The sequence below is a fragment of the Sphingomonas sp. 77B genome (assembly GCF_056497825.1).
In genome coordinates, this window is sequence record NZ_JBWMBY010000001.1 from 1,450,298 (window position 1) to 1,462,805 (window position 12,508).

Annotated in this window: 15 protein-coding genes and 1 pseudogene; 6 read left to right on the forward strand and 10 right to left on the reverse strand. The window is 66.9% G+C overall.

Going from position 1 to position 12,508, the window contains the following annotated elements:
• Positions 1 to 4 precede the first annotated feature (4 nt).
• From AC1GI4_RS06700 to AC1GI4_RS06710, 3 genes and pseudogenes are all read left to right on the forward strand, one after another.
• Positions 5 to 1,221: pseudogene (locus AC1GI4_RS06700) on the forward strand (IS256 family transposase).
• 187 nt (positions 1,222 to 1,408) lie between these two features.
• Positions 1,409 to 2,167, forward strand: coding sequence for an NUDIX hydrolase (locus tag AC1GI4_RS06705; RefSeq protein ID WP_294268978.1), 759 nt, complete (start codon positions 1,409 to 1,411; stop codon positions 2,165 to 2,167).
• Entirely contained in the window at positions 2,167 to 2,898 is a 732-nt protein-coding gene (locus tag AC1GI4_RS06710) for an extensin-like domain-containing protein (protein WP_479630365.1), read from the forward strand. The genes AC1GI4_RS06705 and AC1GI4_RS06710 overlap by 1 nt, the downstream gene beginning before the upstream one ends.
• Positions 2,899 to 2,934: 36 nt before the next feature.
• On the opposite strand, the gene AC1GI4_RS06715 is transcribed toward AC1GI4_RS06710, so the two are convergent.
• From AC1GI4_RS06715 to AC1GI4_RS06730, 4 genes are all read right to left on the reverse strand, one after another.
• Complete coding sequence (locus tag AC1GI4_RS06715) at positions 2,935 to 3,492, reverse strand: hypothetical protein (RefSeq protein ID WP_294268974.1); 558 nt, start codon at positions 3,490 to 3,492, stop codon at positions 2,935 to 2,937.
• A 263-nt stretch (positions 3,493 to 3,755) separates the two neighbouring features.
• Complete coding sequence (locus AC1GI4_RS06720) at positions 3,756 to 4,031, reverse strand: hypothetical protein (protein ID WP_479629022.1); 276 nt, start codon at positions 4,029 to 4,031, stop codon at positions 3,756 to 3,758.
• A gap of 54 nt (positions 4,032 to 4,085) precedes the next feature.
• Positions 4,086 to 4,874, reverse strand: coding sequence for a transglutaminase-like domain-containing protein (locus AC1GI4_RS06725; protein ID WP_479629023.1), 789 nt, complete (start codon positions 4,872 to 4,874; stop codon positions 4,086 to 4,088).
• Positions 4,875 to 4,948: 74 nt separating this feature from the next.
• Complete coding sequence (locus AC1GI4_RS06730) at positions 4,949 to 5,695, reverse strand: Bax inhibitor-1/YccA family protein (RefSeq protein WP_294268964.1); 747 nt, start codon at positions 5,693 to 5,695, stop codon at positions 4,949 to 4,951.
• 123 nt (positions 5,696 to 5,818) lie between these two features.
• Here AC1GI4_RS06730 and thpR point away from each other — a divergent pair, with 123 nt between their 5' ends.
• From thpR to AC1GI4_RS06745, 3 genes are read left to right on the forward strand one after another with little or no spacing between them, the layout of a single operon-like run.
• Positions 5,819 to 6,370 carry an RNA 2',3'-cyclic phosphodiesterase gene (thpR, locus tag AC1GI4_RS06735; RefSeq protein WP_479629024.1) on the forward strand — a complete coding sequence of 184 codons (552 nt, stop codon included), beginning with the start codon at positions 5,819 to 5,821 and terminating at the stop codon, positions 6,368 to 6,370.
• A gap of 39 nt (positions 6,371 to 6,409) precedes the next feature.
• Positions 6,410 to 6,946: a superoxide dismutase family protein gene (locus tag AC1GI4_RS06740; protein WP_294268957.1), complete on the forward strand. Its 537-nt coding sequence runs from the start codon at positions 6,410 to 6,412 to the stop codon at positions 6,944 to 6,946.
• A 19-nt stretch (positions 6,947 to 6,965) separates the two neighbouring features.
• Positions 6,966 to 7,628, forward strand: a complete 663-nt coding sequence (locus AC1GI4_RS06745; protein WP_479629025.1) for an HAD-IA family hydrolase — start codon at positions 6,966 to 6,968, stop codon at positions 7,626 to 7,628.
• A 281-nt stretch (positions 7,629 to 7,909) separates the two neighbouring features.
• Here the strand turns inward: AC1GI4_RS06745 and AC1GI4_RS06750 are convergent, their stop codons facing one another.
• The 6 genes from AC1GI4_RS06750 to AC1GI4_RS06775 form a co-directional block, all read right to left on the reverse strand.
• Positions 7,910 to 8,263 carry a HesB/IscA family protein gene (locus AC1GI4_RS06750; RefSeq protein ID WP_042485949.1) on the reverse strand — a complete coding sequence of 118 codons (354 nt, stop codon included), beginning with the start codon at positions 8,261 to 8,263 and terminating at the stop codon, positions 7,910 to 7,912.
• 2 nt (positions 8,264 to 8,265) lie between these two features.
• On the reverse strand, positions 8,266 to 8,724 hold the full coding sequence (locus tag AC1GI4_RS06755; RefSeq protein WP_294268949.1) for an SUF system Fe-S cluster assembly protein: 459 nt from the start codon (positions 8,722 to 8,724) through the stop codon (positions 8,266 to 8,268).
• Positions 8,721 to 9,926, reverse strand: coding sequence for an aminotransferase class V-fold PLP-dependent enzyme (locus tag AC1GI4_RS06760; protein ID WP_479629026.1), 1,206 nt, complete (start codon positions 9,924 to 9,926; stop codon positions 8,721 to 8,723). Before AC1GI4_RS06760 ends, AC1GI4_RS06755 begins: the two co-directional genes overlap by 4 nt.
• A 139-nt stretch (positions 9,927 to 10,065) precedes the next feature.
• Positions 10,066 to 11,145: a SufB/SufD family protein gene (locus AC1GI4_RS06765; RefSeq protein ID WP_479629027.1), complete on the reverse strand. Its 1,080-nt coding sequence runs from the start codon at positions 11,143 to 11,145 to the stop codon at positions 10,066 to 10,068.
• Positions 11,146 to 11,290: 145 nt separating this feature from the next.
• The gene (sufC, locus tag AC1GI4_RS06770; RefSeq protein ID WP_479629028.1) at positions 11,291 to 12,034 is read right to left on the reverse strand and encodes a Fe-S cluster assembly ATPase SufC; all 744 of its coding nucleotides are present in this window, start codon (positions 12,032 to 12,034) and stop codon (positions 11,291 to 11,293) included.
• The gene (locus AC1GI4_RS06775; protein WP_479629029.1) at positions 12,021 to 12,446 is read right to left on the reverse strand and encodes an endonuclease domain-containing protein; all 426 of its coding nucleotides are present in this window, start codon (positions 12,444 to 12,446) and stop codon (positions 12,021 to 12,023) included. The genes sufC and AC1GI4_RS06775 overlap by 14 nt, the downstream gene beginning before the upstream one ends.
• Positions 12,447 to 12,508: the final 62 nt, after the last annotated feature.

Sequence of the window (12,508 nt, forward strand, 5' to 3'; positions counted from 1 at the left end):
CCCGATGACCGACGACAGACTACCGCTTGCCGAACTGATGGCGAAGACCGGAGACGGCGATTTTCTGCGCAGCGTCGCCGAGAGCGTGTTGCAGATCATCATGGAGGCCGACGTCGACGGCCTCATCATCGGCGCCGGTCGCCACGAGCGCTCCGGCGAGCGCAGCACCTGGCGCAATGGCTACCGCGACCGCACCCTGGATACGCGACTGGGCACGCTCAACCTGAAGATCCCCAAGCTGCGCACCGGCGCCTATTTCCCCGGCTTCCTCGAACCCCGCAAGACGGTGGAGAAGGCGCTGGTCAGCGTCATCCAGGAGGCCTGGATCGCCGGCGTCAGCACGCGGCGCGTCGATGATCTGGTGCAGGCGATGGGGATGAGTGGCATCTCGAAGTCGAGCGTGTCGAAACTGTGCAAGGACATCGACGAGCGGGTGAACGCCTTCCTGAAGCGCCCGCTCGCCGGCGAGTGGCCGTATCTCTGGCTGGACGCGACCTACCTCAAGGTGCGCGAGGGCGGCCGCATCGTCAGCGTGGCAGCCATAATCGCCGTCGCCGTCACCACCGAAGGCAAGCGCGAGATCGTCGGCCTGCACATCGGCCCCAGCGAGGCCGAGCCGTTCTGGTCGACCTTCCTGCGCGACCTCGTCCGGCGCGGCCTGAAGGGTGTGAAGCTGGTCATCTCCGATGCGCATGAGGGCTTGAAGGCCGCCATCACCCGCGTCGTCGGCGCCACCTGGCAGCGTTGCCGCGTCCACTTCATGCGCAACGCGCTGGCTCATGTGCCCAAGGGCCAGAACACCATGGTGGCTGCCGCCATCCGGCAGGTCTTCCTCCAGCCCGATCATGCCGCAGCCACCCAGACCTGGCGTCACGTCGCCGACCAGCTGCGCGCCCGCTGGCCGAAACTCGGCGCCTGCATGGACAACGCCGAGCACGACGTGCTCGCCTACATGACCTTCCCCGAACAGCATCGCACGAGAAGTTGCACTCCACCAACCCATTGGAACGGCTGAACAAGGAGGTGAAGCGCCGCGCCGACGTGGTCGGCATCTTCCCCAACGAGGATAGCATCACCCGCCTCATCGGCGCCGTGCTCCTCGAGCAGAACGACGAATACCAGCTCCAGAACCGCTACATGCAGATCGAAGGCATGACCGCTCTCGCCACACCACAGATCGAGGAGGTACCGCCCCTACAGATTACACCCAAGGCCGCCTGAACGATGCGGCCCGGTGGCACACCTGAAATTACACCACGTTGACGGACACGACCCGGCCCCTCCTCTGAAGGGGAGGGGTGAGTTGCTCTTCTGTCATCCCGCTCTAGACGACAAATAGCATGTTCGCCGCCGCGTCCGACATCGCCATACACGGTCCCGACGACGCGGCTTATGCGTTGGTCGCGCGATGATCCCCGATCCCATCCCCGCCGCCACGTTGATCCTGATGCGCGAAGGCGCAGACTCCGGCGACGGGCCCGAAATCCTGATGGTCGAACGCGGCGCGGCCTTGGCCTTTTTGGGCGGTGCGATGGTCTTTCCCGGTGGACGGGTCGACCCCGGCGACCATGCCATGGTGCCCGCCGATGCGCCCGATGCCGACGAGGCCGCCGCCCGCATCGCCGCGATCCGCGAGACGATCGAGGAAGTCGGACTGGCGGTTGGCCTGACTCCCGCGCCCGACGCCGCGACGCTGACCACCCTGCGCGCCGCCATGGCATCGGGCCGCCCCTTCGCCGAGGCGCTCCGCGACCATCGCCTCACACTCGACATGCAGGCATTGACGCCCTTCGCCCGCTGGTGCCCCGAGCATGTTCCGGTGCGACGGTTCGACGCGCGCTTCTATCTGGCGCCGATCGCACGCGGTGACGCCCACCCCCTGATCGATGGCGGCGAGACGGTGCGCGCCATCTGGACGACCGCGCGCGCCGCGCTGGCCGAGGCGGATCGTGGCGCCATCCGGATCATCTACCCGACCCGGCGGACGCTCGAACGCCTGGCGCTGTATCGCGATTTCGCGGAGGCCTGCGCCGACGCGCGCGCCTGGCCGATCCGTCGGATCATTCCCTTTCGGGCGGAACGCAACGGCGTACCGTCGATCTGCATCCCCGACGATCTGGGCTATCCGATCACCGCCGAGCCGGTCGCCAGCGCGGAGCGCGGATGATGCGGGCGCTCCGGCGATGGACGGCGGCGCTGGTCATGATCGCCGGACTGGCGATGCTTGCACTACTGCTCTGGGGCTGGATACGACGCAATCCGCAGGACGTGCCGTGGGCGCCGCTCGACCTGGGGCAGCCCGTGGGCCTGTTTACCGGGCGCAAGCTGACCGCCCTGACGCAGGACAAGGCGCAATGCCTGGCGCTGCTCGACCGGGCGGGCATTCGCTACACGGCCCTTCCCCCCAGATCGGCGGGGGACCAATGCGGCTATGACGATGCGGTTCGGCTGGCCGATGGCGGCGTCCGGTCGATCGGCTACCGGCCCGCGACGCTCGGCATATCCTGCCCGGTAGCGGCGTCGCTTGCGCTCTGGGAATGGAACGCGGTCCAACCGGCCGCGCGCGAATTGCTGGGGGCCGAGGTGGTCGCGATCGACCATCTGGGCAGCTATAATTGCCGCCGCATCAACGGGCGCAGCGGGGGTGACTGGAGCGAACATGCGCGCGCCAATGCCGTCGATATCGCAGGGTTCCGGCTAAGCGACGGGCGGCAGATCCGCGTGGTGCGCGACTGGCGGGACAAGGGCGCGGTCGGGCAATTTCTGCACCGGGTCCGCGACGGGGCCTGCGAGCTGTTCGCGACGACGCTGTCGCCCGACTATAATGCTGCGCATGCCGACCATTTCCATCTGGACCAGGCCTATCGCGGTGCGATGGGTTGGCGCGCCTGTCGGTAGCGGTGGCGGCACCCCCCGGCCCGCCACCACGTCTCGTCAGTTGGCCAGCGAGGTGCCGTTGGTATCGACCTTTTCCACCCAGTGCGGGAAGAAGGCCGGTTGACGGCTGGACCAGCCAGCCGCGGTCGCCGCCGCTTCGCTGATCGACTGGAGCAGTTGCCGCCGCAGTTCGGGATGCAGATGCGGCAAGGCCGCCGCCGCGCAGAACACCGAAGGCAGCCACGGGCGCACTTCGGCACCGACCAGCCGTTCATAGAGGAATCGGAACGCCGAGAAGCTGGTCAGCCGCCCCTGCCCCAGATCGAACGCCGCGATCGTGACGAATGGGGCCATGAAGGGCTCCAACGATTCCAGGCCGCTGTCGACCGGGATCAGATGACGAATGTCGGGCAGGTTACGATACAGCCGGGCCTGCGCGCGAATGCTCGCCGCCTCGACCACGTCGCGGGACCAGCGCGCCATGGCGTCCTCCCGGTCCAGCCCGATATCGAGCGACCGTCGGATATAGCGCTGCGTCGACGCAGCGAACCCGGCAAATTCCTTCATTTCCGCCAAAGTCATCGCGCCTTCGGCTGGTCTGCTCCTCGATCCCATATCGTCACCCCGCCCATTCGAAACTAACCCGGTCATCATGCGCCCATTTGGTTAACGCAACGCTGAACGGGCCTTGGACAGACGAACATGAAATGCGCCGCGTCGCAACATAGATTGCGACGAACGGCCATCGCCGCAATCAATTTCCTATTTTGAGCGTAGTTTTCGACATAACCGGCATGTTCGGTGAGATTACGTAACAGCGGCATGGGATGCGGGAGCGGGCGTCGAAAACCCCCGCCCCCTGGATCCGGTCGAATGGATCAGCGATCCGCCTCGCTATAGCCCGACGACTCGGCCGGGCCATCACGGCCGGGCTGGGTATTGGAGGGCGGGTCGCTGGCATCCATCGATTCGTCGAGGCTCTCGTCGAGCTGTGCGTCAACATCCTCGGGATTCTTGTCCAGCTTTGCGGTGATGTCGGAATCCTGCCCGGCATCCTGTTCGGGGGGACGCGGGCGATTGCCCTCCTCGGCCTGCTCGCCGCCCGGCGCGACCGAGACGCTGTCCAGCGCGCGATCGTCGATGCTGTCGTTCATGTCACTTCCCCATCATAGTGGACAGGATCAACGAGCCGGACGGGGCAAGCGTTCCTACTCCGCTTCGTCCAACCGCCGCACCGTAACCCGTTGATCGCAAAGCTGCGCCTCGCCGAAGACGGTCATGAAGGCGATGTCGGTGGCATCGCGGCCGACACAGACGCGCGCGATCTCGTCGGCCTCCGCCATGCCGGTCGCATCGATCAGGTGCCAGCCGCCCTCCAGCCATAGTTCCGCCACCGCATGGAAATCCGGCGGATCGACGCCCGGCGCATAGGCGGCGACGCAGCGCGCCGGAATCTCGGCCGCGCGCGCGAGCGCGACCAGCAGATGCGCGTAATCCCGGCATACCCCGCTGCGCGAACCGAAGGTGTCGAGCGCGGTCGTGGTCCCGCTCGACCCGCCCGACCGATAGGTCATGCGGATTGCCACCCAATCGGCCAGCGCCGCCGCCATCGTACCGCCGGAAAGCCCCGCGAAACGCTGTCGGACGAAGCCCTCCAGCCGGTCGGACTCGCAGTAACGGCTCGGGAGCATATAGGGGATGAGGTCGCCCGACAGCCCCCTGGCCGGGGTCGCGGCCAGCCCCTCCAGCCGGATGGCAGGCCGATCGATCGCCACCACCGCTTCGTACCGGGCGAGCAGGCCGTGATCGGCCCTCACCCAGCAACGTTGCCCGATCCCGTCCTCACCGCGCACGGCCGCGACCGGGTGATCGGACCAGATGGTCAGCGACTGATGCTCGAGTCGCTGGTCGGGCGTCGCCGCCGCCTCGATCTGGAGCAGGATATCGGCCGGTTCCTTCAGGACATAGTCGAGCGTCACATCGATCGACAGGCGCATGGCCGCATCCCCTTCGCATGAAAAAGGCCCGGCGGACATGCCGCCGAGCCCTTTGTTCCGGTCTGTCGATCCGATCAGTCGCGGCTGGAGCCGGTCAGACGCAGGATGAACATGAACATGTTGATGAAGTCGAGATACAGGCTCAGCGCCGACATGATGACCACGCGGTCCTGCATGCTGGTGCCGCGCACCTCGTAATACATCGACTTGGTCCGCTGCGTGTCATAGGCGGTCAGGCCAGCGAACAGCAGCACGCCGACGAAGCTGATGACCAGGGCCATCGTGCCCGACTGCATGAACAGGTTGATGAGGCTGGCGACGATCAGGCCGACCAGACCGATGGTCAGGAAGGTGCCGAACGCCGACAGGTCACGCTTGGTCGTGTAGCCGTACAGGCTCAGCGCCGCGAAGCCCGCTGCCGTCGCAAAGAACGCGCCAGCAATCGAACCGCCGCTATAGACCAGGAAGATGGTCGACAGCGACAGGCCCATGACGACCGCGAACGCCCAAAAGAGCAACTGCATCGTCGAGGTCTTCATCCGGGTCACGCCCATGCTGAGCGCGAACACGAAGCCCAAGGGCGCGAACATGATGACGTAGCGGAGCGCGCCGCCGTGCAGGAAGACCTGCGCGGCCATGCTGTCGCGACCGCCCCATGCGAAGAGCAGCGCGACGATACCCGTCAGCAGCACGCCCGACGTCATATAGTTATAGACGGACAGCATGTACGAACGCAGACCGGCGTCATAGGCGGTCGAGCCCGTGGTGGCTGTGGTTCCGAACGGCGCGGCGCTCGGCCGTGGATCAGACCAGTTTGCCATGGTGAACTATTGCTCCTTTGCCCGGCCATGTGCCGGTTGTTGGAAATATCGCTCTGTCCGCGACGCTTTTCAAGCGCAAGAGGTTCCCGTTACGCTTACGCAATGCGATAGACATGTTTTGTCATGGTTCGCCTGTTCGTCGCCCTTCGCCCGCCGCCCGCCATCCGCGACATGCTCGCCGATGCGATGGACGGCGTTCCCCAGGCCCGCTGGCAGGATGACGAGCAACTGCACCTGACCCTGCGATTCATTGGCGAGGTGGACCGCCCGGTGGCCGAGGACATTGCCGCCGCGCTGGGCCAGGTCCATGCCCCCGCGCCTCGGTTACGGATTTCGGGCGTGGGCACCTTCGATCGCAGGGGGCGGGTCGACACGCTCTGGGCCGGGGTGACGCCGCACGATGCGCTGGCGCACCTGCACCGCAAGGTCGACCAGGCCTGTGTCCGCGCAGGACTATCGCCCGAACCACGCGCCTATATGCCGCATATCACGCTCGCCCGCCTGCCCGGCTCGGCCGGGCGCGCACCCGAGATCGAGGGATGGCGCGCCGTCCATGCGGGCCTGTCGAGCGCGCCCTTCACCATGGAGCATCTGGTTCTCTATCAGAGCCATCTGGGCCATGGCGGCGCATCCTATGAACCCGTGATGCGTTGGCCGCTTGAAACCGGCGGGTAACACGCCGCGGGCAGCCATATCGAACAGGGAGCTTCCGCCATGAAATATCTTACGCTGTTGACCATCGGCACCGTCGCACTGGGCCTGGGGGCGTGCGACCAGACCAAGTTGGAGACGGGTTCCCCCACCCCGAACGGGGCCAGCGCAACCGCGATGCTGAAGACCGCGACCGGCGCCGATGCGGGCCGCGCCACCGCGACCGAAGTCGCAGGCGGACTACGCGTGACGCTGGATGCGATGAACGTGCCGGCTGGCATGCACGGCGTCCATGTCCACACCGTCGGCCGCTGCGACGCGCCGGACTTCACCACGGCGGGCGGCCACTGGAATCCGACGCAGCGCCAGCATGGCAGCATGAACCCGCAAGGGCCGCATGAAGGCGACATGCCCAACATGACGGTCGGCAATGACGGGCGCGGGACGCTGGGCGTGGTGCTGCCGGGCGCGACCATGGCGGGGCTGCTCGATGCGGACGGCTCGGCGATCGTGATCCATGCGGGCGCCGACGACCTGAAGACCGACCCGAGCGGCAATAGCGGCGGCCGCATCGCCTGCGGCGTGTTCCAGGCCAACTGAGTGGGATGACGACACCCCAATGACCATATCCCTACCGACCCGGCGCTTCGGCGGTTTCCTGTTCGACATGGACGGGACGATCCTGAGTTCGATCGCATCCGCCGAACGCGCCTGGACCGCTTGGGCAACACGGCAGGGGCTGGACGTCGCGGCATTCCTGCCGACCATTCACGGCGTCCAGTCGGTCGAGACGATCCGGCGGTTGAACCTGCCGGGCGTCGATCCGGTCGCGGAAGCCCATGCGCTGACCGAGGCGGAGATGCTGGACGTCGGCGACGTGGTGCCGATCGGGGGTGCGGCCGCGTTCCTGGCCGCGCTGCCGCCGGATCGCTGGGCGATCGTGACCTCCGCGCCAAAGCGGCTGGCGGAGGTGCGGTTGAAGGCCGCGGGCTTGCCTTTACCCGGCGTGTTCGTGACGGCGGAAGACGCGGAACGGAGCAAGCCCGCGCCCGACGGCTTCCTGCTCGGCGCCAAGCGGCTGGGCGTTGCGCCGGAGGATTGCCTGGCCTTCGAAGACGCCCCCGCCGGGATCGCCGCGGCCGAGGCGGCGGGCATGACGGTGGTGGTGATTACCGAAACCCACCGGGGCGCGATGGATACGGCCCATGCGACGGTGACGGACTATCGCGATCTGGCGGTGGAGTGGGATGGTGCCAGTTTGAAGCTGGACCACCGGGTTTAAACCCTGCTCCACCCCGGCGAAGGCCGGGGTCCAGTTGCGGCGCATTTTCGAGGGCGCGGGGCCTTGCCTCCTACGCGGCGGCATCCCGCCATCTCGACGAAGAAGAAAACTGGACCCCGGCCTTCGCCGGGGAACAGGAGTTGCGATGCCCCTATCCCCAAACCCCCGTTCAGCCTGAGCGCAGTCGAAGGCCAAGGGACTCGGGATGGTACAGGACGTGCACTTCGACTTCGCTCAGTGCGAACGGAGGTGAAAGCGTGGGGCAAGAAACGCCCCTCCCCTCAGACCGTAAAGCTCTCCCCGCACCCGCACGCGCCCTTGGCATTCGGGTTCTGGAACACGAACCCGGCGGTGAAGTCGTCCTCGACCCAATCCATGGTCGAGCCGATCAGGTACAGGATCGACCCGCCATCGACGAACAGCGTCCCACCGGGCGTGTCGATCTTCTCGTCGAACGCCTTGGCCTCGGTGACGTAATCGACCGAATAGGCGAGGCCGGAACAGCCCCGGCGCGGGGTCGACAGCTTGACCCCGATCGCCCCCTCCGGCGCGCGCGCCATCAGCTCGGCGATCCGCGCCTCCGCCGAGGGCGTCAGGTTCAGCGCGGCGGGACGCGGACGCAGCGTGGTTGCCATGGTCAGAGCATCCCCAATTCGAGCTTGGCGTCGTCCGACATCTTTTGCGGGTCCCAGGGCGGGTCCCAGACGAGATTGACGTCCGCCGTCGCAATCCCCGGCACCGCCGAGACGCGCAGTTCGACCTCGCCCGGCATCGACTCGGCAACCGGGCAGTGCGGGGTGGTCAGCGTCATGGTGACGACGGCATGGCCGCCCTCGGTCACTTCGACACCGTAGATCAGACCCAGGTCATAGATGTTGACCGGGATCTCAGGGTCGAAAATATCCTTCAGCGCGTCGATGATACCATCGTACAGCGCACCACCCGGCTGGGTCGGATCGTCGGCGGTCGGCTTTTGCGACAGGAAGCCCGACAGGTAGTCGCGCTGCCGCTCGGCAGGCGCCTCGACCACGTCCTGCACGCGCGCCTTAGGCGGCTGTTCGACGCTTTCGACCTCTTCGATCTTGAAACTGCTCATCCGAAAATCCTCGTGACCCGCCGGACGCCGTCCACCAGCGCCGCAACGTCATCGGGTCCGTTATACACGCCGAAGCTCGCCCGCGCGGTGGCGGGCAGGCCGAGCGCCTCCATCAGCGGCTGCGCACAGTGATGCCCTGCGCGGATCGCCACCCGGCTCTCGTCCAATATGGTGCCGATGTCGTGGGGATGAACCCCCTCGACCGCGAAACTGACGATTCCCGCCGAGTCTTCCGGCCCCAGCAACCGAACCGAGTTGATCGCCGACAGCCCCTCGCGCGCCTGGGCGACCAAGGCCGCTTCATGCTCGTGGATCGCGTCGAGCCCAATCGCCGACACATAGTTGATCGCGGCATGCAGCCCCAGCGCCCCGACGATATGCGGCGTCCCGGCCTCGAACCGGCCAGGCGGCGGGGCATAGGTGGTCTTCTCGAAGCTCACCCGGTCGATCATCGACCCGCCACCCTGATAGGGGGGCATCGCCTCCAGCAGCTCGGGCCGCGCCCACAGCACGCCGATGCCGGTCGGGCCATAGAGCTTATGGCCTGAAAAGACGTAGAAGTCGCAGTCGAGCGTCTTCACATCGACCGCCACGCGCGGCACCGCCTGGCATCCGTCGAGCAGGATCTTCGCGCCGACCTGATGCGCCAGATCGGCCGCACGCCGCCCGTCGAGCACCGAGCCCAGCACGTTCGAGACATGGCCCAGCGACACCAGCTTGTGCGCGGGCGTCAGCATCCGCTCCATCGCGTCCAGGTCGATGCGGTGGTCGGCGGTCAACGGCAGCACGTCGATCGCGACGCCCAGCCGCTCGGCGACCATCTGCCACGGCACGATGTTGGAGTGATGCTCCAGCATCGACAGCATGATGCGGTCGCCCGCCTTCAGCTGCGTCGCCGCCCAGCATTGCGCGACCAGGTTGATCCCCTCGGTCGCGCCGCGGGTAAAGACGATCTCGTTCGCCGACCCTGCGCCGATGAACCGCGCCGTCGCCTCGCGCGCCTTCTCATAGGCGACCGTCATGTCGGCCGAGCGCTGATAGACGCCGCGATGTACGGTAGCATAGCTGGTGTCATAGGCGCGGGTGATCGCGTCGATGACGGCTTGCGGCTTCTGCGCGGTCGCGGCGGTGTCGAGATAGGCCCAGCCGTCCGGGATCGCGGGGAAGTCCGCCACCCGGTCCAAGGGTGAAGCCACCGCCATCAAATCCTCCCCAAGCTATGCTTGGGGAGGGGGACCATGCGCAGCATGGTGGAGGGGCAGCGCCCGGCCAGCCCCTCCACCACCGCTTCGCGGCGGTCCCCCTCCCCATCGGTGATGGGGAGGATTTGGATGGTCGTCGTCAAAGCGCCGCCTCCAACCACGCGTCCGCGTCAGCCGCAAAGGCCTCGCGCACCACCTCGTTGCCGATGCGGTCGATCGCATCCGCCACGAAAGCGCGGGTCAGCAGCGCCTGCGCGCGGGGCTTCGGGATGCCCCGGCTCTGCATGTAGAACAGCGCCTTGGCATCGAGTTCGCCCACCGTCGCACCGTGCGCGCACTTCACGTCGTCGGCGAAGATTTCCAGCTCGGGCTTCAGGTTCACCGTCGCCGTCCGCTGGAGCAGCAGGCCGCGCAAGGACTGCTCGCCATCGGTCTTCTGCGCATCGCGCGCCACTTCGACCCGCGCGGCGAGGCTCGCCTGGCTGCGGTCGGCAGCCACCGCGCGCCACAGCTGATGGCTCTGGCCGTTCAGCGCAGCATGGCGCAGAGCGACGGCGCACTCCTGTTTCAACTCGTCCTTGGTCAGCAGCGCACCGCCAAACTCGGCATAGGCATTGTCGCCGGTCTGGGTGATGCCGCCGTCGATCCGTACGCCCATCGTGCCCGCCGCCAGGAAGGTCGCGGTCAGGCTCGCACCCTCGCCCAGCTCGGCCTCCTCGCGCAGCGAGACGAAGCCGTCATCCTGCAACAACCGCACCGCGCGCATGAGCCGCGCCGACGCCGCCAGCGTCACCCGCGTCAATCGGTTGGTCCAACCACGCCCGACATAGGTTTCATAGACCTGCGCGGCCGCATCCTCGGCCAGCACGATCTCGGCGGGCAGATGATTGGCCGCGCCCCTGGCGACATGGACGATCTGCACCGGCTCTGCGACCGCATCGCGCTCCAGCCGCAGCGACCAGCCACGCCCCAGCGCCTGCTTACCCAGCGGATGATCGCTGGCATCGATCTGGGTAAGCTGGACCGGGCCGAGGTCACTGGCGTTTTCATCCAGCACGCCGTCGACGAACAGCAACCGCGCGCCCGGCAGATCGAGGAAACGATCTGCGCCCGCGACCGGCCCCGCTCGCTCGCTCTCCGCCGCCCGGCGAAGCGCGTCGATATCGGCCCAGCGCCATGCTTCCTGACGCGTCGAAGGGAGTTCCAGAACGTCCACCATCAATTCCTCCCCATCTTCGATGGGGAGGGGGACCGCCGCGTAGCGGTGGTGGAGGGGCAAGGGGCGAATGCCCCTCCACCACTCGGCTGACGCCGAGCGGTCCCCCTCCCCGCGCTACGCGCAGGGAGGAATGAAACGGCCACGCTCATGCGTCCACCCCGGCGTAGCCCTCACGCTCCAGTTCGAGCGCGAGTTCGGGGCCGCCCGAGCGCACGATGCGGCCATCGGCCAGCACATGCACCCGGTCGGGCTGCACGTAATCGAGCAGCCGCTGATAATGCGTAATCAGCAGCACCGCCTTGTCGGGCGCGCGCATGATCCGGTTGATGCCGTCGCCAACGATGCGCAGCGCGTCGATGTCGAGACCCGAGTCCGTCTCGTCCAGGATCGCGAACTTGGGGTTCAGGATGCCCATCTGGACCATCTCGTTGCGCTTCTTCTCACCGCCGGAGAAGCCGACATTCACCGGACGCTTGAGCATGTCCTGGTTCAGCCCCAGCCCATCGGCCTGCGCACGGGCGAGCTTCAGGAACTCACCACCCGACAGCGGCTTTTCGTCACGCTGGCCGCGCTGGGCGTTCAGGCTCTCGCGCAGGAACTGGACGTTGGACACGCCGGGGATCTCGACCGGATACTGGAAGCCCAGGAACAGCCCGGCGGCAGCGCGCTCGTTCGGCTCCAGTTCCAGCAGGTCGACGCCGTGGAACGTCACCGAACCCTCGGTCACTTCATAACCCGGACGCCCGCCCAGCACATAGCCCAGCGTCGACTTGCCCGCGCCGTTCGGCCCCATGATCGCATGGACTTCGCCCGCATTCACCTCGAGCGTCAGGCCCTTGAGGATCGGCTTGCCGTCGATTTCGGCGTGGAGGTTTTCAATTTTCAGCATTGTCATACCCTTTTAGCCCCTCCCCTTCAGGGGAGGGGTTGGGGTGGGGCGTCCGCCGCGCGGGCATCGCTTGCAGCGTGCCGAGCAGGTGCGCCAATACACCCTCGATATTGTGCATCACATCGGTGTTGGCGATGTGAACGACCATAAAACCCAGTTCCGCCAGTGCCGCATCGCGTCGGTGGTCGCGCTGTGCATCAGCGTGCGTGTCGCCATCGACTTCCACGATGACGCCCGCGGCGGGGCACAGGAAATCGACAATATAGTTGCCGATCACCGCTTGCCGCCGGAACTTGAAGCCACCCAGCTGCGACCGCGACAGATGAGCCCAGAGCCGCTTTTCCGGTTCAGTCGGTTCGCGTCGCATGTGGCGGGCATATCCCGACAAACGGTCAAGTTCGTCTGCGGACACGCCCCACCCCCGGCCCCTCCCCTGAAGGGGAGGGGTGTCCAGGCGTCGGGCGTCATCGCGCG